This window comes from Frigoribacterium sp. VKM Ac-2836, assembly GCF_013248995.1.
Taxonomy (GTDB): domain Bacteria; phylum Actinomycetota; class Actinomycetes; order Actinomycetales; family Microbacteriaceae; genus Frigoribacterium.
Genome location: NZ_JABRPK010000001.1, coordinates 1242152 through 1265981, shown reverse-complemented (window position 1 = coordinate 1265981; position 23830 = coordinate 1242152). Strand labels below are relative to the sequence as shown.

Here is a 23830-nt window from a genome sequence, read left to right as displayed (position 1 = left end):
GACACGCGGGCCGCGCCTCCTCGAGTCGTTTCCCCTCCACCGTCCTCCACCTACGTGGCCCCCGAAGTGGAGCGGATCGTGGCGGCAAAACCTCGTGCTCGACGGGTTGGATCGTTGATTGGTGGGGTGTTGTGGAGTAAAGTGGAGGTACGTGCCACAGAGAGGCGCGGGGGTGAGGGGAGACGGGCGCATGTTCCTCGGCACCTATTCGCCCAAGCTCGACGAGAAAGGGCGCATCATCCTCCCCGCGAAATTCCGTGACGAACTGGCTCCGGGCCTCGTCATGACCCGCGGGCAAGAGCGGTGCGTCTACGTCTTCAGTCAGCGTGAGTTCGAAGACATGCACTCGCGCATCCGTCAGGCACCCGTCACGAGCAAGCAGGCCCGCGACTACATGCGTCTCTTCCTCTCCGGTGCGAGCGACGAGATCCCCGACAAGCAGCATCGGGTGACCATCCCGGCGACGTTGCGCGAGTACGCCGGTCTCGGTCGCGACCTCACGGTGATCGGCGCGGGCAACCGCGCCGAGATCTGGGCCACCGACGCGTGGAACACCTACTACGAGGCACAAGAAGCCGAGTTCGCCAACACCACCGAGGAGGTGATCCCCGGGCTCTTCTAGCCCGTGGGCCCCGACCCTCAGCCGTCAGCCCTGGCACACCTTCCCCGGTGCCAGGTCCCGACGGATGGGGATCAGGGCCGACGAGCACAGCCCGCGTCGTCATGGCCGATCAGATCCACACTCCCGTCCTCCTCGAGCGCACCCTCGAGCTCCTGGCTCCTGCCGTCTCGCGTCCCGGCGCCGTCGTCGTCGATTGCACCCTCGGCATGGGCGGTCACAGCGAGGCGATGCTGCAGGCCTTCCCCGAGCTCACGGTCGTCGGGCTCGATCGCGACACCGAGGCCCTCGCCCTGGCCGGCGAACGGCTCGCCCCCTTCGGTGAGCGGGCCCGCCTCGTGCACACGACCTACGACGGAATCGCCGAGGCCCTCGACGACCTCGACCTCGACACGGTCGACGGGGTGCTCTTCGACCTCGGCGTCTCCTCGTTGCAGCTCGACCGTGTCGAGCGCGGTTTCTCGTACTCGAAGGACGCGCCGCTCGACATGCGCATGGACCCCACCTCACCCGTCACGGCGGAACGCATCCTCGCCGAATACCCCGAGAGCGAATTGCGTCGCATCTTCTACCAGTACGGCGAAGAGAAGTTGGCCCCCCGCTACGCCCGACGCATCGTCGAGCACCGGGCCCACTCCCCGCTCACCCGCAGCGGGGAGCTCGTCGACCTCCTCATCGCGGCGACCCCCATGGCGCTTCAGCGCGCCGGTCACCCCGCCAAACGCGTGTTCCAGGCGTTGCGCATCGAGGTCAACGGCGAACTGGCCTCGCTCGAAGCGGCCGTCCCCGTCGCTCTCGACCGTCTCGCCCTCGGCGGGCGCATCGTCGTGCTGGCCTATCAGTCCCTCGAGGACCGTTTCGTCAAACGCGAACTCGCCGCCCGCACCACCTCGACGGCTCCGCAGGGCCTGCCGGTGGAGCTGCCCGAGCACCGTCCCGACTTCCGCCTCCTCGTCCGGGGGGCCGAACTGGCCTCCGACACCGAGCGCGACCTCAACCCCCGTGCCAAGCCCGTGAGACTACGCGCCGCCGAACGAATCCGGAGAACAGCATGAGCAGCAACCTGGCCATCGCGACCCCGTCGACCCGTCCGCAGCCGTCGTCGACGCCGGTGGCCCGCCCGGTCGAGATCGTCACGAGCCGGTCGCAGCGGCGGGCTCGACCGAAGATCGCCTATGCGCTCATCGCCACGGCGGCGCTCTTCGTCCTGTTGTTGGCGCAGCTGGCCATCAGCATCGCCCTGAGCGACGGTGCCTACAAGATCTCCGACCTGCAGGCCGCCAAGACCGAGCTCGTCCGCGACCAGCAGAAGTACAGCGAGCAGCGCGACGTCCTCTCCTCGCCGCAGAACCTCGCCGCCAACGCGGACGAACTCGGCATGGTCCGCAACTCGAATCCCGTCTACCTCGATCTCGCCACGGGTGCGGTCCACGGTTCGCCGGCCCCCGCCGCCGGTGCCGACGAAGCCACCTCTGGCAACCTCATCCCCAACACCCTGCTCGAAGGCGTCCCCCTCACGACGAAGGCCCCCGCGGCCGCCGCCGAAGGCGCGGCCGCCGACCCCGCGGCCACGTCCATCGGGGCCCCGACGACTGCGGGTGCCGCGGCCGTTCCGACCGATGCAGGCGCGGCGGACGGGGGATCGGCCGACGAGTCGGTAGCGTCGGGCGCGAACGAGCTGGCGGCTCCCCAGACGCGCTAGTGGCGTGCCGTCACGGTACATCGATCGACGACAGCGGGTCGGGCAGAGGCCTGGCCGCGGTGAGGAACCTCTCGTGAAAGCAGCTCCCCGAAGCCGCCGCCTCCGCGTGACCCTGGCGATGGCGTTGATCATCGCGCTCGTGGGCGTGTTCGTCGTGCGCCTGGCCGACATCCAGCTCGTCCAGGCGGCCGAACTGAACGAGCAGTCCCAGAACAAACGCGAGATCGTGCAGACGACCTACGGTGATCGCGGCGACATCACCGACGTCGACGGAACCGTGCTCGCGGGCAGCGTCACCCGGTACAACATCACGGCGGCTCCGGCTTTCGCCACCACCGCCAAGGTCAAGGGCGACGACGGCACGACCCACGAGCTCACGGTCGACCAGGTCGTCGACCGCATCGCGAAGATCACGGGTGGCGACGCCTCAGCCATGACCAAGGCGCTCACCACCGACCCCGAGGCGAACTTCGCCTATCTGGTCAAGGGCGTGGACGTCGACGCCTTCCGCGAGGTCCGCGAGATGAACGTGTCGTGGGTGTACTTCCAGCGCCAGGCCGCGCGGACCTACCCGAACGGGGCGGTGGCCGGAAACCTCACCGGGTTCATCGGGACCGACGGGCCACAAGCCGGTCTCGAGCTCAGCCAGGACTCCTGCCTGGCGGGTACCGACGGCTCGGAGACCTACGAACGCGGAGCCGACGGCGTCCAGTTGCCCGGCAGCACGGTGACGACCAAAGAAGCCGTGGCCGGTGGCACCCTCCGCCTCACGGTGGACGGCGATCTCCAGTACATGACCCAGCAGGCGCTCGGCGAACAAGCCGAGGCCATCGGCGCCGAGTCGGCGACGGCAGTCGTGATGAAGGCGAGCGACGCTTCGTTGCTCGCGGTCGCCGACTACCCCGCCGTCGACCCCAACGACGTGAACGGCACCGCCGTCGACGATCTGGGCAGCAAGGCCTTCACCTCGTCGTACGAGCCGGGGTCGACCTTCAAGGCGATGACCGCGGCCATGCTGCTCGACTCGGGCAAGGCCGATCCTGCGACGCGGGCCACCGTGCCGTATTCCCGCAGCTTCCCGTGGGGAGGCGAGATCCACGACGCCACCTTCCACCCGACCGAGAACCTCACGCTCACGGGCATCCTGCGCGACTCCTCGAACGTCGGTATCTCGCTGCTCGGCCAGTCCTTGTCGGCGCAACAGCGGCACGACTACATGGTCAAGTTCGGTCTGAACGATCCGACCGGCGTCGATTTCCTCGGTGAACCCACGACGGGAATCCGTTCCGCGTCACAGTGGGACCAGCAGACGAGCATCAACACCATGTTCGGGCAGGGCATCTCGACCACCGCGATCCACCTGGCGAGCATCTACCAGACCCTGGCCAACCACGGCGTCAGGCTGCCGGTCAACCTCGTCGCGGGCTGCACGGGCCCCGACGGCACCGTGACCGACACCCCGTCGGCCGAGGGCACGACCGTCGTCTCGCCCTGGGCGGCCGACACGACCGTCAACATGCTCGAGAAGGTCGTCAGCGACGGCGACCTCAAGGACGTCCTGACGATCCCGGGCTACCGCGTCGCCGCCAAGACCGGCACCGCCGAGGTCGCGCGCTCCGACGGAACCGGCTACGGTTCAGACCGCATCGTCTCGGTGGCGGGCATCGCACCGGCCGAGAACCCGCAGTACGTCGTCGTCGTGACCTTCACCAAGCCCAGTACCATCAAGACGTCGGCCGCTGCGGCGCCGACCTTCAACAAGATCATGTCCCAGGTCCTCGAGATGTATCGGGTCCCTCCGTCGACGGAGCCGGCACCCAGCCTGCCCGAGACCTGGTGAGAGAAGAGGATTCTTTGAGCGCCCGGATCCCCCCGGTCCTTCGACCGGAACATCCGTCGGCGAGGTCACTCGCCCAACTGGTCAGCGAGTTCGGACTCGAGCACGAGGGTTCCCTCGACGGCATCGAGATCACCGGCATCACGCTGAGCACGGCGGACCTCCACCCCGGCGATCTGTACGTGGGCGTGCCCGGTCAGCACCGGCACGGCGCCGAGTTCGCCGAGCAGGCACGCGACGGCGGGGCGGTGGCCCTGCTGACCGACGCCGTCGGGGCCGAACTGGCCCGGTCGAGCGGCCTGCCGGTCGTCCTCGTGGACTCGCCCCGGGCCGCGCTCGGTGAGCTCTCGGCGTGGATCTACCGCACCGACAGCGACGACGCCCCCCTGCTCTTCGCCGTCACCGGTACCAACGGCAAGACCAGTACGTCCTATCTGCTCGAGGGAGTCCTGCGCCAGCTCGGCCTCGTCACCGGTCTCAGCAGCACGGCCGAGCGGCACATCGGCGACCTCACCGTCGTCAGTCGCCTCACGACCCCCGAGGCGAGCGAGATGCACGCTCTGCTGGCGCGGATGCGCGAGAGCGAGGTGCGTGCGGTGGCCGTCGAGGTCAGCGCGCAGGCGCTCAGCCGCAACCGCGTCGACGGTCTGGTCTTCGACGTCGCCGCGTTCACCAACCTGAGCCACGACCACCTCGACGACTACGCCGACATGGAGGAGTACTTCCACGCCAAGCTGCCGTTGTTCCAGCCGGACCGCGCACGCCGTGCCGTCGTCTCGCTCGACTCGCCTTACGGCCAACGCGTCGTCGACAACGCCCGCATCCCGTTGACGACCATCACGATCCTTCCCGACGTCGAGGCGGACTGGACGGTCGAGATCCTCGACGAGCAGGCCGCCTACACCGAGTTCCGCCTGTCGGGTCCCGAGCAGCGGTCGCTCGTCACGCGCGTCCCGCTGATCGGATGGCACATGGTCGCGAACGCGGCCTTGGCGATCGTCATGCTGGTCGAGGCGGGTTTCGAGCTCGAGGCCATCGGCCAGGCCGTGGACGCCGACGGCGGCATCGTGGCGTACCTTCCCGGGCGCACCGAGCGGGTCTCGGGTGACACCGGTCCGAGCGTCTACGTGGACTTCGGTCACAGCCCCGACGCGTTCCTGACCACCCTCGCAGCGGTGCGCACCTTCACGCCCGGAAAGGTCATCATGTTGTTCGGCGCCGACGGCGACCGGGACACGACCAAGCGCGGCGAGATGGCCCGAGTGGCCGCCGCTGGTTCGGACATCCTCGTCGTCACCGACCACCACCCCCGCTTCGAGGATCCCGCCTCGATCCGCAAGACCTTGGTCGACGCCGCCCGCGAGGCCTACCCCGGACACGAGATCCACGAGGTCAGCCCGCCCGAGGCCGCCATCCGAGCGGCCGTGGCACTGGCCGGCGACGGCGACTCGATCCTCTGGGCGGGTCCCGGCCACCAGGACTACCGCGACATCCGGGGCGAGCGCACCCCATACTCCGCTCGCGACGAGGCCCGTGCGGCCCTGCGCGAGGCCGGGTGGTCCGAGTGATCGCCCTCACGCCCGGCCGGATCGCCGAGATCACCGGCGGGCGTCTGGTGCACCCCGAGGAGGCGCGGGTCGAGACCACCGTCGACGGCACGGTCGAGACCGACTCGCGTCTGGTCACCGCGGGGTCCATCTTCTTCGCCCTGCGTGGTGAGGTCACCGATGGCCACCTCTTCGTCGAGGCGGCCACCTCGAAGGGCGCCGCACTCGTGGTCGCCGAGCACGAGGTCGAGACGAGCGCGCCGCTCGTGGTCGTGGACGACGGAGTCGTCGCGCTGTCCCGCCTCGCCGCCGCGGTCGTCGAGCACGTCCGCGCTCTCGGTCGGCTCAAGGTCGTCGGGATCACCGGGTCGAACGGCAAGACCAGCACGAAGAACATGCTCCGCGCCGTCCTCAGCGACGTGGCGCCCACCGTCGCACCCGAGGGCTCGTTCAACAACCACGTCGGGGCGCCGATCTCGATGCTCCGCATCGACGAGGCCACCGAGTACCTCGTGGTCGAGATGGGTGCCAGCGGTCCGGGCGAGATCGCTCGGCTCGTCGACATCGCCCGTCCGGACACCGGGGTCGTGCTGAAGGTCGGCCTGGCCCACGCCGGCGGCTTCGGCGGCATCGACGGGACGCGTGCGGCCAAGGCAGAGATGGTGACCGACCTGCCCGCCACGGCGACGGCCGTCTTGAACGCCGACGACGACCGCGTCGCCGGCATGGCGGCCGTGACCGCCGCCCGGGTCGTCACGTTCGGGCAGAGCCCGTCGGCCGACTACCGGGCGTCCGACCTCGACGTCTCGGCCTCTGGCACGTCATTCACCTTCGAGCACGGCAGCACGAGCCGCCGTGTGTCGTTGCGCATCCTCGGCGAGCACCACGTGATGAACGCCCTGGCGGCCCTCACCGTCGTCGGCGAATGGGGGGTCGACCTCGACCGGGCCGTCACGGTCCTCGAAGGTGTGACGCGTGCCGAGCGCTGGCGAATGGAGGTCCTCGACGCCCCCGGCGGTGTGACCGTCGTCAACGACGCCTACAACGCGAGCCCGGACTCGGTCGCTGCGGCGCTGAAGACCCTCGCCCAGATCACGGGTCCCGAGCGCCGCTCGGTCGCGGTCCTGGGCGAGATGGCCGAGCTCGGTGACTACGCGCGAGACGAGCACGACCGTGTCGGCCGTCTCGTCGTGCGGCTCAACGTCCGACAACTCGTCGTCGTCGGGCACGAGGCGCGACACATCCACATGGCGGCGGGCCTCGAGGGTTCGTGGGACGGAGAAAGCGTGCTGGTCGACACGATCGACGAGGCCTACGACCTCCTGCAGAGCACGTTGCGAGAAGGTGACGTGGTGCTCGTGAAGTCGTCCAAGTCGGCCGGCCTGCGCCTCCTCGGCGACCGCCTGGCCGGGGTGACGGCATGATCGCCCTGTTGATCGGCGGCGGGTTCTCCCTCGCCTTCACGCTGCTGATGACGCCCGCGTTCATCAAGCTCTTCCACCGACTCGGCTGGGGGCAGTTCATCCGCGACGACGGCCCTCAGTCGCACCACACCAAACGCGGTACGGCGACCATGGGCGGCATCGTCCTGATCATCGGCACCGTGCTCGGCTACTTCATCGGCCATCTGGTCGGCGGGGACGAGCTCACGCTCAGCGGGCTGCTCGTGCTGTTCATGATGGTCGGACTCGGCGTGGTCGGATTCCTCGACGACTTCCTCAAGGTGCGCAACCAGCGCAGCCTGGGGCTCGGGGGGTGGGCGAAGATCGCCGGGCAGGTCGTCGTGGGGGCGGTGTTCGCCGTCCTGGCCCTGTCGTTCACGAACGAACGGGGTCTCGCACCCGCGTCGACGATGATCTCGGGTCTGCGCGACATCCCGTGGCTCGACTTCATGTTCTTCGGCACGATCATCGGTGGCGGGTTGTTCCTGATCTGGGTCGTCCTGATCACCGTCAGCACCTCCAACGGCGTCAACGTCGCCGACGGTCTGGACGGACTCGCGACCGGCGCCTCGATCCTCGCCATCGCGTCGTACATCTTCATCGGTTTCTGGCAGAACAACCAGCTCTGCACGAGCGTCCGTCTCGACGAGGCGACGCGTGCGGCCTGCTATCAAGTGGCCGATCCGCTCGACCTGGCCGTGGTGGCCGCCTGCATCTGCGGCGGGCTCATCGGATTCCTCTGGTGGAACACCTCGCCCGCCCAGATCTTCCTGGGCGACACCGGCTCGCTGGGCCTGGGCGGCGCGTTGGCCGCGCTGGCCATCCTCAGTCGCACCGAGCTGCTGCTCGTGCTCATCGGTGGTCTCTTCATCGTCGTCACCGGGTCGGTGATCCTGCAACGCGCGTACTTCAAGATCACGAAGGGAAAGCGCATCTTCTTGATGAGCCCCCTGCACCACCACTTCGAGCTCAAGGGCTGGGCCGAGGTGACGGTCGTGGTCCGCTTCTGGATCATCGCCGGGCTCTTCGTCGCCGCCGGCGTCGGCACCTTCTACCTCGAATGGATACTCCGCACCTCATGAGCGACGGCAGCACCGCCCCCCTCGTCGAACGTCTGGCCGGGCTCGACAGCTGGCGTGCCGACTGGGCGGGCCTGCGCGTAGCCGTCCTCGGACTCGGTTCGACCGGTTTCTCGGTCGCGGACACCCTCGCCGAGCTGGGCGCCGACGTCCTCGTCGTGGCCCCCGGGGTCGACCCCGACCGGGCAGAGCTGCTCGAGCTCATCGGGGCACGCCTCGACGAGGTCGCATCGACGGACGAACCCTCGCCGAGGCTCACGGCCTTCGATCCGCAGCTCGTGGTGGTCAGCCCGGGGTTCGCCCCGCACCACCCCCTGGTCCGGTGGGCCGTCGGGTCGGGTCGGGCCGTCTGGGGCGACGTCGAGCTCGCCTGGCGGGTCCGCGACAAGGTCGACCGGGTGGCCGACTGGGTTCTCGTGACGGGGACGAACGGCAAGACCACGACCACCCAGCTCGCGGAGGCGATGGCGGCCGCCGACGGGCGTCGGGTCGCGGCCTGCGGCAACATCGGCGTCCCCGTCCTCGACGCGGTGCGCGATCCCGACGGCTTCGACCTGTTCGTCGTCGAGCTGTCGAGCCACCAGCTGCACTACCTGCCCGTCGCAGGGCCCGGCGCCCTTCGTCCGCGCGCCTCCGTCTGTCTCAATCTCGAGGCGGACCACCTCGAGTGGCACGGCGGCGCGGACGCCTACCGGGCCGCCAAGGCCAAGGTCTACGAGAACACGGTCGTGGCCTGCGTCTACAACAAAGCCGATGCGGCCACGCTCCGCATGGTCGAGGAGGCCGACGTCGAAGAGGGCTGCCGTGCCGTGGGATTCGGGCTCGACGCTCCCGGGCCGAGTGAGGTCGGCATCGTGACGGGCGATGGCGTCTCCGTCCTGGCCGATCGTGCCTTCCTCGCCGCGCGGCACACCCAGGCTCTCGAGCTGACCACCCGGGAGGCGCTCCGGGGTGTCGGCCTCGGGGCCGACCACCTCGTCGAGGACGTGCTCGCCGCCGCCGCGCTCGTGCGTGCAGTCGGCGTCGCGCCCGTCTCGATCCGAGACGCTCTCGAGGGTTTCGCCGTGGACCACCACCGCACCGAGATCGTGGCCGAGTCCGGCGGCGTGACGTGGGTGGACGACTCCAAGGCGACCAACCCCCATGCCGCGCGCGCCTCCTTGACGGCCTTCCCCTCGGTGGTGTGGATCGTCGGCGGCCTCTTCAAGGGCGTCGACGTCGAGCCGCTCGTGCTCGAGTCGACGGGCACGGTCCGGGCCGCCGTGTTCGTCGGGGTCGACCGCGAGCCCCTCCGGCAGGCCTTCTCCCGACACGCGCCCGGCATCCCGGTCTTCGAGGTCGACGCCACCGACACTGGGCAGGTGATGCCGACGGCCGTCCGTCTCGCTGCGAGCGTGGCCCGACCCGGAGACACCGTGCTCCTCGCCCCGGCGGCGGCGTCCATGGACCAGTTCACCGACTACACGGCCCGCGGGCGATCCTTCGCCCAGGCCGTACACGAACACTTGAGGGGTGACGTCGATGGCCAACCCGCCGTCCAGCCTCCCGCGCCGCCGACCGACTGACTCGAGTCGGACACGCCGCGGGCCGCTCGAGCCGACCGACGACGCGTCGAGCGGACCTGGGTCCTCCGGGCGCACCGCCGGTGCCGTGGTCCGAGTCAAAAAGCTCTTCGCGGCCGAGACGGGGTCGTACTTCGTGATCCTCGGTACGACGTTGTTCATGGTCGTGCTCGGCCTGGTCATGGTGCTCTCGTCGTCGTCGGTCGAGCAGTACATCTCGTCCCGCCACACATCGTTCTTCGGAGCCTTCATCCGACAGGGCACCTACGCCGCGGTCGGCATCCCGCTGATGCTCATCGTGTCCCGGCTGCCCGTGTCGTTCCTCAAGCGGTGGGCCTGGCACATCCTGGGCGCCACGGTCGTGCTGCAGCTGCTGGTCTTCTCGCCCCTGGGCTACGAGATCGGCGGCAACCGCAACTGGATCGACCTCGGGTCGTTCACGGCGCAACCGTCCGAGGCCGTCAAACTCGCCCTAGCGATCTGGCTCGGCATGATCCTCTCGGTCAAACGGGATCTGCTCGACGACTGGAAGCACCTGGCCATCCCACTCGTGCCCGTGGCGGGCGTGGCGATCGGCCTCGTCGTGCTCGGTGGCGACCTCGGTACGACCATGATCATGCTGTTGCTGGTCTTCGCAGCCGTCTGGTTCGCCGGGGTGCGCCTTCGCTACCTGCTGGCTCCGCTCGCGTTCCTCGCGGTGGTCGTCCCGTTGATCGCCCAGGGCTCGAGCTCCCGTAACTCTCGCATCGCCGCCTGGCTGTCCGGCTGCACCGACTCCAGCCAGTACCAGGCCGAGTGCTGGCAGACCCTCCACGGCACCTGGGCGCTGGCGTCCGGGGGACTGTTCGGCGTCGGCCTAGGCAACTCGAAGTCGAAGTGGTCCTGGCTGCCCGAGGCCGACAACGACTTCATCTTCGCCATCATCGGCGAGGAGCTCGGGCTGATCGGGGCGATCGTCGTGCTCGCGCTGTTCATCGTCCTCGCCGTCGGCTTCGTCAAGATCATCCGTCGGACGAACGACCCCTTCGTCCGCGTGACGACCGGGGCCATCACGGCGTGGATCATCGGCCAGGCGCTCGTCAACATCGCGGTCGTGCTCGGTCTGCTGCCCGTGCTCGGTGTCCCCTTGCCCCTCATCTCGGCCGGCGGTTCCGCGCTCATCGTCACTCTCGTGGCCATCGGCGTGGTGCTCTCGTTCGCCCGAGTCCCCGAAGCGGCCGATGACCCGCGGCGGCTCCCGCGACAGCGGGTAGGGTCTCTGCGGTGACGACGTATCTCCTCGCCGGCGGTGGCACCGCCGGGCACGTGAACCCCCTCCTCGCCGTGGCCGACCGACTCCGCCGACGCGAACCCGACTCGACCGTCCTCGTGCTCGGCACGGCCGAGGGGCTCGAGGCGCGTCTCGTCCCGCAGCGCGGGTACGAGCTGCTCACCGTGCCCCGGCTGCCCTTCCCCCGGAAGCCCTCGGTGGCGGCCCTGCGCTTCCCGGGCAGGCTCGCGGGCGCGATCGACGGCATCCGGTCGTTGCTCGCCCAGCACGACGTGGACGTCGTCGTGGGGTTCGGCGGCTACGCGGCCGCTCCCGCCTACGTGGCCGCGTGGCGGTCGAAGGTGCCCGTGGTCGTCCACGAGGCGAACGCGAAACCCGGCATGGCGAACGTGCTCGGCTCCTTCCTGTCGTCGCACGTGGGCGTCGTCTTCCGCTCGACGCGTCTCCGGGGCAGCCGGCAGGTCGGCATGCCGCTTCGCGACGAGATCGAGTCCCTCGACCGACGGGCACACCGTGACGAGGCCGTGGCGGCCTTCGACCTCGACCCCGCTCGACCGACCTTGCTCGTGACGGGTGGCTCGACCGGTGCCCGGCGGCTCAACGAGACCATGTCGAGGGCGGCCGTCAGCGTGCTCGGCGCCGGCTGGCAGATCCTGCACATCACGGGTGAGAAGTCCGACCTGACTGCGACCGACCTCGACGGCCATCATCTGCTGCGGTACTGCGATCGCATGGACCTCGCCCTCTCGGCCGCGGACTTCGTCGTCTCACGGGCCGGTTCGGCCACGGTGAGCGAGCTCACCGCGCTCGGTCTGCCCTCGGTGCTCGTGCCCTACCCGGTGGGCAACGGCGAGCAACGACACAACGCCACCGACGTCGTCGGTGCCGGGGGAGCGTTGCTGGTCGCGGACGCAGACTTCACACCCGCGTGGGTCGAGCGCACGCTCGTCCCGCTGCTGCTCGACCGTGCCGTCGTGGCCGACATGGCGGTCCGTGCCGCGTCGGTCGGGGTGCGAGACGGAACCGACCGCACGGTCGACCTCGTCCTCGACGCCGTCGGCCGCGCCTCCTCGTCCTCCAAGAACCCCGACCTCAGCGAGACATCATGATCAAGCCCGACCTCGACCAGCCGATCCCCGCCGAACTCGGCGCCGTCCACTTCGTCGGCATCGGCGGGTCCGGCATGAGCGGCATCGCGCGGGTCTTCCTCGCCGCCGGGCACCGGGTCACCGGATCCGACGCCCGCGACAGCGCGGCCGTGGAGTCCCTCCGGGCACTGGGGGCCGAGATCGCGATCGGCCACGACGCAGCCAACGTGGGCGAGGCCGACACGCTCGTGGTCACGGGGGCTCTCTGGCAGGACAACCCCGAGTACCAGCTCGCTCTGGCGAAGGGATTGCCCGTCCTGCACCGCTCGCAGGCGCTCGCATGGCTCATCGGCAAGCAACGGCTCGTCTCGGTGGCCGGTGCGCACGGCAAGACCACGTCGACCGGGATGATCGTCACCGCCCTCCTCGCCGCCGGGCAGGACCCGAGCTTCGTGAACGGCGGGGTCATCCAGTCGCTGGGTGTCAGCGCCCGCGGTGGTGACGACGACCTCTTCGTCGTCGAGGCCGACGAGTCCGACGGGTCGTTCCTGCTCTACGACACCTCGGTCGCGCTGATCACGAACGTCGACGCCGATCACCTCGACCACTACGGCTCGCACGAGGCGTTCGACGACGCGTTCGTCCGGTTCGCCTCGGCCGCGCGCGAATTCGTCGTCGTCTCGAGCGACGATGCCGGGGCGGTGCGTGTCACCGCGCGTCTCGACCACCCGCGGGTCGTGAGCTTCGGCGAGGCGACCGATGCCGACGTGCGCCTGAGCGACGTCGCATCGACCGGCCCCGTCTCGTTCACCCTGCATGCCGAAGGCCGGTCGTGGCCCGTGCAGTTGCGCGTCCCCGGGCGGCACAACGCCGTCAACGCCGCCGGGGCCTTCGCCGTGCTCGTCGGTCTGGGGATCGACCCCGAGGTCGCCATCGCGGGCCTCGAGACCTTCGGCGGCACCGAGCGACGGTTCGAGCTCCACGGTGTCGTCCGGGGTGTCAGCGTGTACGACGACTACGCCCACCACCCCACCGAGGTCGCCGCCGCCCTGCAAGCGGCGCGCTCCGTCGTGGGCGACGGGCGCCTCATCGCGGTGCACCAGCCCCACCTCTACAGCCGGACGCGCATGATGGCCGGCGAGTTCGCCGAGACCTACGAGCGCCTCGCGGATCACACCATCGTGCTCGATGTCTACGGTGCGCGTGAGGACCCCGAGCCCGGCGTCACCGGCGCGCTCGTGTCGGACCGCTTCGCCGATCCCGACCGCGTCGACTTCGTGTCCGACTGGCAGGCCGCCGCGGACCGCACGGCCGAGGTCGCCCGCGAGGGGGACTTCGTCATCACCCTGGGGTGCGGCGACGTCTACCGCATCGTGCCGCAGCTGCTCGGCTCGCTCGACGCGGCTCACGAGCCCGTCGTCGCGGTCGCGGAGGACTCCGCGGAGTGACTCGTCTCAGCAGGTCCGTGGTGTCGGGGGCCCTCCGATGAAGCGGCCCGACGGATTCGACGAGCCGAGCGCCGCCGAGGACGCTCCGGCGGCTCAGCCCAGGCGTCGCCGTGGCCGGGACGCCGACACGACAGGGCCCGTCCCCGTCGTCGGCGGTCCACGATCCTCCGGCGAAAGAAACGGTGCGACGCGGGCAGCTCGTGGTGACGACCCCTCGGGTGCGTCGACCTCCGCCTTCTCGCTCAAGGACCGTCTCGCGACGGTCGCCGGGGGCCGCTCGCCCTGGCGCGACCGATCGGCGAAGGCCGTGCCCACCGACCCCGCCGGCTCGACCGCGGCCAAGGCCTCCGGCTCCGTGCCGCCGCGCATCGACGCACCGGACGGCACGGCGGCCGAGGCCAAGGAGCGGGCCGTCGCGGCCCGCCGACAGGCCCGCCGGGCGTCGAGCGAACGGAGGCGCGTCGAACGCGTCGAGGTCCGTCGCTTCACGCGTCGGAGCCGTCACCGTCGGGCGACCCTGGTCTCGCTCGGGGCCGTCGTCCTCCTCCTCGTCGCGTCCGTCGCGGTCGCCGTGTTCTCGCCGTTGCTGTCGTTGCAGACCATCCGCGTCGAAGGCACGCAGCGGGTCGACGCCTCGGCCGTGCAGACGGCACTCGACGGACAGCTCGGCACCCCCCTCGCCCTGATCGACTTCGACGAGGTCACTCGCGAGCTCGCGGCCTTCCCGCTGATCGCCAGCTACGTCACCGAGACGGCGCCACCGCACACGCTGGTCGTCCGCGTCCAGGAGCGGCAGCCCGTCGCCACGGTCGCTGCAGGGGACGGCTTCGAGCTCGTCGATCCGGCCGGGGTCGTCGTGCAGTCGCTCGACGCGCGGCAAGAGGGGGTGCCCCTCGTCGACGTCGGGGGAGCCGCCCTGGACGGACCCGCTTACCGCTCGGTCGCCGAGGTGTTGCTGGCGCTGCCGGTGACCCTGCGCTCCACCGTCGACACCGTGACGGCGTCGACGGCCGACGACGTCACCCTGCAGCTCACCTCGGGTGAGCGGGTCGTCTGGGGCAGCGCCGACGAATCGGCGAAGAAGGCGCAGGTGCTCGCGGGGCTGATCGCGGACCAGGCACGGCGCGACCCCGGGGCGAGTGTCGAGTACGACGTGTCCGCGCCCGACAACGGGATCATCAGGACGAGATGAGAGGGTGTGTTCGCGACACGCTGGCCACCCTGGCGACAGCGTGTGCAGCGCACCCATACCTTGTGACTGCAGAACTTGCATACCATGTACAACTTTAACCTTCAACTGCAGAGTTAAGGTTCAAGCGGAGGCCCGGACGTGACAACGAACCATAACTACCTAGCCGTGATCAAGGTCGTCGGTGTCGGCGGCGGTGGCGTCAATGCCGTCAACCGCATGATCGAACTCGGGCTCCGCGGGGTGGAGTTCATCGCCATCAACACCGACGCCCAGGCGCTGCTGCTGAGCGACGCCGACGTCAAGCTCGACGTCGGTCGCGAGTTGACCCGCGGCCTCGGCGCGGGCGCCGACCCCGAGGTCGGACGCCGCGCAGCGGAAGACCACGCCGAAGAGATCGAAGAAGCCCTCGCGGGTGCCGACATGGTCTTCGTCACGGCGGGCGAGGGGGGCGGCACCGGCACCGGCGGAGCCCCGGTCGTCGCCCGCATCGCCAAGTCGATCGGCGCCCTGACCATCGGTGTCGTCACGAAGCCCTTCGGTTTCGAGGGCAAGCGCCGCCAGGCCCAGGCCGAGGCGGGCGTCGCCGCCCTGAAAGACGAGGTCGACACCCTCATCGTGGTCCCCAACGACCGTCTGCTCGAGATCAGCGAGCGCGGCATCAGCATGGTCGAGGCGTTCGGAACGGCCGACCAGGTGCTCCTCGCCGGTGTCCAGGGCATCACCGACCTCATCACGACGCCCGGTCTGATCAACCTCGACTTCGCCGACGTCAAGTCGGTCATGCAGGGCGCTGGTTCGGCCCTCATGGGCATCGGTTCGTCGCGGGGCGCCGATCGTGCGATCAAGGCGGCCGAACTGGCCGTCGCCTCGCCGCTGCTCGAGGCGAGCATCGACGGTGCGCACGGGGTGCTGCTGTCGATCCAGGGTGGTTCGAACCTCGGCATCTTCGAGATCAACGACGCAGCACGTCTCGTGCAAGAGGCCGTCCACGCCGAGGCCAACATCATCTTCGGCGCCGTGATCGACGACACCCTCGGCGACGAGGTGCGCGTCACCGTCATCGCGGCCGGTTTCGACGGCGGCGAGCCGTCGACCAAGGTGAAGGACCGCCGGTCGAGCTTCGTCGACTCCGAGGGGCCCACGGCGACCTCGGTCGCCGGTGTCTCGGCCATCGCCGACAGCGGTGCGACGCACGAGCCCGCCGCCTGGAAGCGTCCCGAAGAGCCTGCGACGCAGGCCGTCGACCCCGCCTTCGACGACGGTGACGACGACCTCGACGTCCCGGACTTCCTCAAGTAACGACGCGTGACCGATCCGACGACCGTCGACGGCGATCCGGGCGAGCGTCTCGCCCGGGTCGCCGCGGCCGTGGACGCCGCATGTGCCGCGGCCGGTCGCTCCCCGGCCGAGATCACGACGATCGTCGTGACGAAGTTCCATCCGGTCGGGCTGATCAGGGCGTTGTACGCCCTGGGCGTCCGGGACGTCGGAGAGAACCGGCACCAAGAGGCACAGGCCAAGACCGCCGAGCTCGGTAATCTCGAGGGGCTTCGATGGCACTTCGTCGGGCAACTGCAGTCGAAGAAGGCTCGGCAGGCACGACGGTACGCGCACGCGGTCCACTCGCTCGACCGTGACTCCGTCGTCGACGCCTTGGCCGACGACTCCGGATCCGTGCTCGACGGCTTCGTCCAGGTCAACCTGACCGACGACCCCGGCCGTGGGGGAGTCCCCGAGGGCGACGTCGAACGGCTCGCCGAGAGGGTGCTCTCGACCCCGGGCCTCCGGCTGCGGGGTGTCATGGCGGTCGCGCCCCTTGACGAGGAGGCGCGACCTGCTTTCGCGCGCCTCCTGGCGGTCTCCGACCGGGTGCGGTCCCTCTCGCCGACGGCCGACGCCGTGTCGGCCGGCATGTCGTACGACTTCGCCGACGCGATCGCCGAGGGCGCGACACACCTACGGATCGGCACGGCAATCACGGGTTCTCGCCCCGATGCTCGTTAATGTCGGTCCTGACGATCCACTGACTCGGAGGAACACCATGGCCAACCCGCTGCGCAAGACGATGGTCTACCTGGGCCTCGCCGACGAAGAGCTCGAGTACGACGAGCAGCCCCACGAGCGAGCGCAGCCCCAGCAGTCGTCGCGGCCGCAGGCGGCCGCCCAGGCCCCCGCGCCCGTCGCTCCGGTCCACGCGGCGCCCGCCGCGGCTCCCGCGCCCACGCGCGCCCCCGTGACGCCTCTGCGTCGCTCCTCGCCCTCGAAGAATACGGTGCCCCACGACATGAACGAGATCCTGACGGTCCACCCCCGCGAGTACAAGGACGCCCAGGCGATCGCCGAGAGCTTCCGAGACGGCATCCCGGTCATCATCAACCTGTCGCAGATGACCGAGGCGGACGCCCGCCGTCTGGTCGACTTCGCCAGCGGGCTCTCCCAGGGGCTGTACGGCAAGATCGAGCGTGTCACCAACAAGGTCTTCTTGCTGTCGCCGGCGCACATCGCGGTGAGCGGCGAGCAGGCCGAGGTGGAGTCCGACATCGAAGCGTCGTTCTTCGCCCAGTCGTGACGCGTGCGCCGTCGTGGCGTTGCCGCGTCGGCGTGACGACCTGCCCGACCGCGAGCCCCCTCGCGCCGACTCGTGTGAGCTGATGAGACCCCGATGATCACTTACCTGATCGCCACGATCGCGTACTACGTGCTGCTGATCTTCTTCCTCTTGATGTGGGCGCGGTTCGTGCTCGACCTCGCTCAATCGTTCAGTCGCGGCTGGCGGCCCAAGGGGCCCGTGCTCGTGCTGGCCGAGGTGGCGTACACCGTGACCGATCCGCCCATCCGGCGTGTGCGGAAGATCCTTCCGCCCGTGCGGCTCGGGTCGGTGGCACTCGACTTCGGCTGGAGCATCATCATGCTGGCCGTCATCATCCTGATGAGCGTGGCCTCCGGGCTGCGCACCTTCGGCTGACCACGCCTCCCGCGAGCGACAGGGTAGGCTCACTGCAGCGCCCGAACGGCACGATCCCGGCCCGACCGGGCCTCGCTCCTCTACGGTGTAGAAGAACGACCCAGACCACGATCACACGATCCAACAGATGCACGAGGTGACGGCAATGGCTTTGACGCCGGAAGACGTAGTCAACAAACGGTTCCAGCCGACGAAGTTCCGCGAGGGATACGACCAGGACGAGGTCGATGACTTCCTCGACGAGGTCGTCGCCGAGCTGAGACGTCTCAACCAAGAGAACGACGAGCTGCGTCAGCGCCTCTCGTCCGGTGATTCCGCCCCCGCGGCACAGGTCGCCCCCGCATCGGCCCCGGTGGCCAGTGCTCCGGCTCCTGCGTCTGCGCCGGCGCCCGCGTCGGCTCCCGAGGCCGTCGAATCCGAGCCGGTCGTCGAGCCCGAGCCCGTCGCGGCCCCCGCAGCGGTCGCGTCCGCTCCCGCCTACGCCGCTCCGGCAGTGTCCGAGGACGACGAGACCAGCAGCACCAACAGCCTGCTGCAGCTCGCGCGCCGCCTCCACGAGGAGCACGTCCGAGAGGGTGTCGAGAAGCGCGACGCACTCATCGCCGAGGGTCACACGACCGCCGCCCGTCTCGTGTCCGAGGCCGAGGCGCGCCAGCGCGAGGTCGTCGCCGAGGCCGAGACGAAGTCGCGTGACATCGTCGGCGCCGCCGAGACCCAGCAGCGTGAAATCCTGGACCGCCTCAACACCGAGCGGTCGGGCGTCGAGCGTCGCATCGACGACCTGCGCTCGTTCGAGCGTGACTACCGTTCCAAGCTCAAGAGCTACATCGAGGGTCAGCTGCACGAGCTCGACGGCGAAGGCACGGGTGAGGCCGCCCGGCCCACCCCCGCCAGCGCCCAGGGCTTCGGCTCGAACTAAGGTCTTGTCGAGCGACAAGCCCACCTCGAAGGCCAGCGTCCGCGTTCTCGCGACGCTGGCCTTCGTCGCGGTCGTGGCCTACTGCCTCGACCAGGGCACCAAACTGCTGGTCACCCGGACGCTCGTCGAAGGCGACTCCGTGGACGTCCTCGGCGAGTTCTTCCAGCTGCACTTCGTCAAGAACCCCGGGGCCGCCTTCTCGTTCGCGAGTGGGGCGACATGGATCTTCTCGATCGCCGCAACGGGAGTCGCCGTCGCGATCGTGGTCGTGTCTCGACGCATCAGGTCACGCGCCTGGGCGATCATGCTGGGCATGCTGCTCGGTGGCACCCTCGGCAACCTGACCGACCGCCTGCTCCGCGAGCCCTCTTTCGGGCAAGGACACGTCGTCGATTTCATCTACTTCCCGTCCCTGCTGCCGGCCATCTTCAACGTGGCGGACGTGTTCATCGTGTCGAGCATGGGGCTGCTCCTGCTCTTGACGCTCCTGGGCATCGGTCTCGACGGCACCCGCACACCGAGTGCGAAGAAGACCCGGACCACAGAAGAGGACGATCCCATGCCTCCTCCCCGGGCGGACTCCCGAGCGGACGACGGTCGCCCGGCCCCGACTGCGGACACCGCGCCTCCTGCGGACCACCAGGGCGCCTCGTGAGCGAGTCGCGTGCCCTTCCGGTGCCCGACGGGCTTGCCGGCGAGCGGGTCGACGCCGCCCTGGCCAAGCTTCTCGGCTTCAGCCGCACCTTCGCGGCCGAGGTCGCGGCATCGGGTGGGGTCACGGTCGACGGCCGTACCGTCGGCAAGTCGGACCGGCTCGAGCCCGGCGCGTGGCTCGACGTCACGTGGTCGCCGCGCGAGGCGCCCGCGGTCGTCCCTGTCGAGGTTCCCGGCATGGCCGTCGTCCACGACGACGACGAGATCGTCGTCGTCGACAAGCCGGTCGGCGTCGCCGCCCACCCGTCCGTGGGTTGGACGGGCCCGACGGTGCTCGGTGGGCTCGCTGCGGCGGGGTTCACCGTCTCGACGTCGGGCGCGTCCGAGCGTGCCGGCATCGTGCACCGACTCGACGTGGGCACCAGCGGCCTGATGGTCGTCGCCAAGACGGAGCGCGCCTACACACTGCTCAAGCAGGCGTTCCGTGAGCGGACGGTCGAGAAGATCTACAACGCCGTCGTCCAGGGTCACCCCGACCCGCTGACGGGAACGATCGACGCGCCCATCGGGCGACACCCCTCGTCCGACTGGAAGTTCGCGGTCGTCGTGGACGGCAAGCCCTCGGTCACCCACTACGAGACGGTCGAGGCGTTCCCGTCGGCGTCGTTGCTCGAGATTCATCTCGAGACGGGGCGGACGCACCAGATCCGGGTCCACATGGCGGCGCAGCGACACCCGTGCGTCGGCGACGCGACCTACGGCGCCGATCCCACGTTGTCGGCGACCCTCGGCCTGACACGCCAGTGGCTCCACGCCGTGCAGCTCGGATTCCGACACCCCGGCACGGGCGAACCGGTCGTGTACCGGTCGACCTACCCCGCCGATCTGCAGCACGCTCTCGATGTCCTCCGGCGGAGTTAGGCTGTTCCCCTAGCCGCCAGATCCACCACCAGACGAGGAGCCCCGTGGCCTCGAGCAAAGACTCATTCGTCCATCTGCACGTGCACAGCGAGTACTCGATGCTCGACGGGGCGGCCCGGGTCACACCGCTGGTCGCCGAGGCCGCGGCGCAGGGGATGCCCGCGGTCGCGGTCACCGACCACGGCAACGTGTTCGGCGCCTACGACTTCTGGAAGACCGCGACCGAGGCAGGCGTCAAGCCCATCATCGGTACCGAGGCCTACATCACCCCGGGCACGCACCGGGGTGACAAGACGCGTGTGCGGTGGGGCGACGGCGGGCGGGACGACGTGTCCGGCTCCGGTGCCTACACGCACATGACCCTCCTGTCCGAGAGCACCACAGGAATGCACAACCTGTTCCGGCTGTCATCGCGTGCTTCGCTCGAGGGGTACTACTTCAAGCCGCGCATGGACCGCGAGCTGCTCTCGCAGTACTCCGAGGGGCTGATCGCGACGACCGGGTGCCCGAGCGGCGAGGTGCAGACACGTCTTCGGCTCGGCCAGTACGACGAGGCGCTCAAGGCGGCGTCCGACTTCCGTGACATCTTCGGCCGAGAGAACTACTTTGCCGAGATCATGGACCACGGGCTCGGCATCGAACGCCAGATCATGGGCGATCTCCTGCGCCTGGCCAAAGACCTCGATCTGCCGCTCGTCGCGACGAACGACCTGCACTACACGCACGAGCACGACGCGACGAGTCACGCGGCCCTCCTCTGCGTGCAGTCGGGCTCGACGCTGAACGATCCGAACCGCTTCAAGTTCGACGCGGACGAGTTCTACCTCAAGTCCGCCCAGCAGATGCGGCACCTCTTCCGTGACCACCCCGAGGCCTGCGACAACACACTGCTCATCGCCGAGCGGTGTGACGTCCAGTTCAACACCTCGGCCAACTACATGCCGCGATACCCGGTGCCCGAGGGCGAGACCGAAGAGACCTGGTTCATCAAAGAGGTCGAGAAGGGGCTCGTGTACCGCTACCCGGCGGGAATCCCCGACGACGTGCGGAAACAGGCCGAGTACGAGATCGGTGTCATCACGGGCATGGGGTTCCCCGGGTACTTCCTCGTGGTCGCCGACTTCATCAACTGGTCCAAGGAGAACGGCATCCGGGTCGGTCCCGGCCGTGGCTCGGGGGCCGGTTCGATGGCTGCCTACGCCATGCGCATCACCGATCTCGATCCGCTGCGTCACGGTCTGATCTTCGAGCGGTTCCTCAACCCCGACCGCGTCTCGATGCCCGACTTCGACGTCGACTTCGACGACCGCCGCCGTGGTGAGGTGATCCAGTACGTCACCGAGAAGTACGGTGACGAACGCGTCGCCCAGATCGTCACGTACGGCACGATCAAGGCGAAACAAGCCCTGAAAGACAGCTCACGCGTGCTCGGGTTCCCCTTCGGCATGGGGGAGAAGCTGACCAAGGCCATGCCCCCCGCCGTGATGGGCAAGGACATCCCACTCACCGGCATCTTCGACAAGCAGCACGACCGGTACAAAGAGGCCGGTGACATCCGCACCGTGGTCGAGTCCGACCCCGAGGCCAAGACCGTCTTCGACACGGCGCTCGGACTCGAGGGCCTGAAGCGGCAATGGGGCGTGCATGCGGCAGGCGTCATCATGTCGAGCGACCCGCTCATCGACATCATCCCGATCATGAAGCGAGAGCAAGACGGTCAGATCGTCACGCAATTCGACTACCCGGCGTGCGAGTCGCTCGGCCTGATCAAGATGGACTTCCTGGGGCTGCGCAACCTCACGATCATCAACGACGCCCTCGACAACATCAAGACGAACCGTGGCTTCGACCTGGTTCTCGAAGATCTCGAGCTGGACGACCGTGGGGCCTACGAGTTGCTGGGTCGCGGCGACACCCTCGGGGTGTTCCAACTCGACGGCGGGCCCATGCGGGGGCTCCTGCGCCTGATGAAGCCCGACAACTTCGAGGACATCTCCGCCGTCATCGCGCTCTACCGGCCGGGGCCCATGGGCGCCAATTCGCACACGAACTACGCCCTGCGCAAGAACGGTGCGCAAGAGATCACCCCCATCCACCCCGAGCTCGAAGAGCCGCTGAAAGAGATCCTGTCGACCAGCTACGGTCTGATCATCTACCAAGAGCAGGTCATGGCGATCGCTCAGAAGGTCGCGGGCTTCTCACTCGGTCAGGCCGACATCCTCCGACGTGCCATGGGCAAGAAGAAGAAATCCGAGCTCGACAAGCAGTACGCCGGGTTCGAGCAGGGCATGTTCGACAACGGCTTCTCGCCCGACGCCGTCAAGATGCTCTGGGACATCCTGCTTCCCTTCTCCGACTACGCGTTCAACAAGGCTCACTCCGCGGCGTACGGCGTGGTCTCGTACTGGACGGCCTACCTCAAGGCGCACTACCCGGCCGAGTACATGGCCGCCCTGCTGACCAGCACGGGCGACTCCCGCGACAAGCTGGGCCTCTATCTCAACGAGTGCCGTCGCATGGGCATCAAGGTGCTGCCGCCGGACGTCAACGAGTCCATCGGGTTCTTCGCGGCCGTCGGCGACGACATCCGCTTCGGCATGGGCGCCGTCCGCAACGTGGGCTTCAACGTGGTCGACCATGTCATCGCCGCGCGCAAGAAAGAGGGCGCCTTCACGTCGTTCCACGATTTCCTGCGCAAGGTGCCGCTTCCGGTGGCGAACAAGCGCACCGTCGAGTCCCTCGTCAAGGCGGGGGCGTTCGACTCGCTCGGGTCGACCAGGCGAGCGCTGGTCGAGATCCACGAGTCGGCCGTCGAGGCCGCGGTCAGCGAGAAACGTGCCGAGGCGAACGGCCAGGTCGGCTTCGACTTCGACTCTCTGTGGGACGAGCCCCAGGACGTTCAGCACGTGCCCGAGCGACCGGAGTGGTCCAAGCGCGACAAGCTGGCCTTCGAACGCGACATGCTGGGCCTCTACGTCTCCGATCATCCGCTCGCCGGCCTCGAGCTGCCCCTGGCCAAGCACGCCCAGACGACGGTCACCGACATCCTGGCGAGCGACCCGGCCACGATCGACGGCGAGACGGTCACGATCGCCGGCCTGATCACCAGTGTGCAGCACCGTGTCGCACGCAACTCCGGCAACCCCTACGGCATCATCACCGTCGAGGACTTCGGGGGAGAGATCTCGGCGATGTTCCTGGGCAAGACGTACCAAGAGTTCGGTCCGTCGCTGGTCGGCGACTCGATCATCGTCCTGAAGGGGCGGGTCAGCGTCCGCGACGACGGCATGAACATGCACGCCGCGAGCATGTTCATGCCCGATCTCGGCGTCGGCGTCAATCACGGGCCCCTGCTGCTGCAGATGCCCGAGCACCGGGCGACCCACGACACGGTCACCGAGCTCGCTGCGGTCCTCGGCCGACATGCCGGTGGCACCGAGGTCCGTCTCCGTCTCGTCAAGGGCGAGGCGGCCCGGGTGTTCGAGATCCCCATGCCGGTCGATGTCACGGCTGATCTCTTCGGCGAACTCAAGAGCCTGCTGGGCCCCGGCTGCCTCGTCTGAGGTGGCCGGAGCCCGGGGCCGT

20 protein-coding genes are annotated in these 23830 nt (G+C 69.1%); all 20 read left to right on the top strand.

Going from position 1 to position 23830, the window contains the following annotated elements; genetic code table 11:
- The first annotated feature begins 190 nt into the window (after positions 1-190).
- The 20 genes from mraZ (at position 191) to dnaE (ending at position 23808) form a co-directional block, all read left to right on the top strand.
- Positions 191-622, top strand: a complete 432-nt coding sequence (mraZ, locus tag HRF36_RS05900; RefSeq protein ID WP_043594917.1) for a division/cell wall cluster transcriptional repressor MraZ — start codon at positions 191-193, stop codon at positions 620-622.
- A gap of 101 nt (positions 623-723) precedes the next feature.
- Positions 724-1674 carry a 16S rRNA (cytosine(1402)-N(4))-methyltransferase RsmH gene (gene rsmH, locus HRF36_RS05895; RefSeq protein ID WP_173207476.1) on the top strand — a complete coding sequence of 317 codons (951 nt, stop codon included), beginning with the start codon at positions 724-726 and terminating at the stop codon, positions 1672-1674.
- Entirely contained in the window at positions 1671-2321 is a 651-nt protein-coding gene (locus tag HRF36_RS05890; protein ID WP_217270874.1) for a hypothetical protein, read from the top strand. Before rsmH ends, HRF36_RS05890 begins: the two co-directional genes overlap by 4 nt.
- A gap of 73 nt (positions 2322-2394) precedes the next feature.
- A complete protein-coding gene (locus tag HRF36_RS05885) occupies positions 2395-4161 on the top strand; it encodes a peptidoglycan D,D-transpeptidase FtsI family protein (protein WP_371740037.1) in 1767 nt (588 codons plus the stop codon).
- Between the two features lie 14 nt (positions 4162-4175).
- Entirely contained in the window at positions 4176-5726 is a 1551-nt protein-coding gene (locus tag HRF36_RS05880) for a Mur ligase family protein (RefSeq protein WP_173207473.1), read from the top strand.
- Positions 5723-7129 carry a UDP-N-acetylmuramoyl-tripeptide--D-alanyl-D-alanine ligase gene (gene murF / locus HRF36_RS05875; protein ID WP_173207470.1) on the top strand — a complete coding sequence of 469 codons (1407 nt, stop codon included), beginning with the start codon at positions 5723-5725 and terminating at the stop codon, positions 7127-7129. The genes HRF36_RS05880 and murF overlap by 4 nt, the downstream gene beginning before the upstream one ends.
- Positions 7126-8229: a phospho-N-acetylmuramoyl-pentapeptide-transferase gene (gene mraY / locus HRF36_RS05870; RefSeq protein ID WP_173207467.1), complete on the top strand. Its 1104-nt coding sequence runs from the start codon at positions 7126-7128 to the stop codon at positions 8227-8229. Before murF ends, mraY begins: the two co-directional genes overlap by 4 nt.
- Positions 8226-9791, top strand: coding sequence for a UDP-N-acetylmuramoyl-L-alanine--D-glutamate ligase (gene murD / locus HRF36_RS05865; RefSeq protein ID WP_173207464.1), 1566 nt, complete (start codon positions 8226-8228; stop codon positions 9789-9791). The genes mraY and murD overlap by 4 nt, the downstream gene beginning before the upstream one ends.
- An 85-nt stretch (positions 9792-9876) precedes the next feature.
- On the top strand, positions 9877-11055 hold the full coding sequence (gene ftsW / locus HRF36_RS05860) for a putative lipid II flippase FtsW (protein ID WP_371740036.1): 1179 nt from the start codon (positions 9877-9879) through the stop codon (positions 11053-11055).
- Positions 11052-12167, top strand: coding sequence for a UDP-N-acetylglucosamine--N-acetylmuramyl-(pentapeptide) pyrophosphoryl-undecaprenol N-acetylglucosamine transferase (locus HRF36_RS05855; RefSeq protein ID WP_173207461.1), 1116 nt, complete (start codon positions 11052-11054; stop codon positions 12165-12167). Before ftsW ends, HRF36_RS05855 begins: the two co-directional genes overlap by 4 nt.
- Positions 12164-13594: a UDP-N-acetylmuramate--L-alanine ligase gene (gene murC / locus HRF36_RS05850; RefSeq protein WP_173207459.1), complete on the top strand. Its 1431-nt coding sequence runs from the start codon at positions 12164-12166 to the stop codon at positions 13592-13594. The genes HRF36_RS05855 and murC overlap by 4 nt, the downstream gene beginning before the upstream one ends.
- Before the next feature lie 37 nt (positions 13595-13631).
- Positions 13632-14786 (top strand): FtsQ-type POTRA domain-containing protein, encoded by a 1155-nt coding sequence (locus HRF36_RS05845; RefSeq protein ID WP_173207456.1) that lies wholly within the window; start codon positions 13632-13634, stop codon positions 14784-14786.
- 138 nt (positions 14787-14924) lie between these two features.
- Positions 14925-16085 carry a cell division protein FtsZ gene (gene ftsZ, locus HRF36_RS05840; protein WP_054146791.1) on the top strand — a complete coding sequence of 387 codons (1161 nt, stop codon included), beginning with the start codon at positions 14925-14927 and terminating at the stop codon, positions 16083-16085.
- A gap of 6 nt (positions 16086-16091) precedes the next feature.
- Positions 16092-16790: a YggS family pyridoxal phosphate-dependent enzyme gene (locus HRF36_RS05835; protein WP_173207453.1), complete on the top strand. Its 699-nt coding sequence runs from the start codon at positions 16092-16094 to the stop codon at positions 16788-16790.
- A 37-nt stretch (positions 16791-16827) separates the two neighbouring features.
- Positions 16828-17355, top strand: a complete 528-nt coding sequence (locus tag HRF36_RS05830; RefSeq protein WP_173207451.1) for a cell division protein SepF — start codon at positions 16828-16830, stop codon at positions 17353-17355.
- 93 nt (positions 17356-17448) lie between these two features.
- The gene (locus HRF36_RS05825) at positions 17449-17751 is read left to right on the top strand and encodes a YggT family protein (RefSeq protein WP_043594929.1); all 303 of its coding nucleotides are present in this window, start codon (positions 17449-17451) and stop codon (positions 17749-17751) included.
- Between the two features lie 145 nt (positions 17752-17896).
- Positions 17897-18670, top strand: a complete 774-nt coding sequence (locus HRF36_RS05820) for a DivIVA domain-containing protein (RefSeq protein ID WP_173207448.1) — start codon at positions 17897-17899, stop codon at positions 18668-18670.
- 4 nt (positions 18671-18674) lie between these two features.
- On the top strand, positions 18675-19325 hold the full coding sequence (gene lspA, locus HRF36_RS05815) for a signal peptidase II (RefSeq protein ID WP_254281001.1): 651 nt from the start codon (positions 18675-18677) through the stop codon (positions 19323-19325).
- Positions 19322-20245 (top strand): RluA family pseudouridine synthase, encoded by a 924-nt coding sequence (locus tag HRF36_RS05810; protein ID WP_173207445.1) that lies wholly within the window; start codon positions 19322-19324, stop codon positions 20243-20245. The genes lspA and HRF36_RS05810 overlap by 4 nt, the downstream gene beginning before the upstream one ends.
- A 98-nt stretch (positions 20246-20343) precedes the next feature.
- Entirely contained in the window at positions 20344-23808 is a 3465-nt protein-coding gene (gene dnaE, locus HRF36_RS05805; protein WP_217271065.1) for a DNA polymerase III subunit alpha, read from the top strand.
- The last annotated feature ends 22 nt before the right edge of the window (positions 23809-23830 follow it).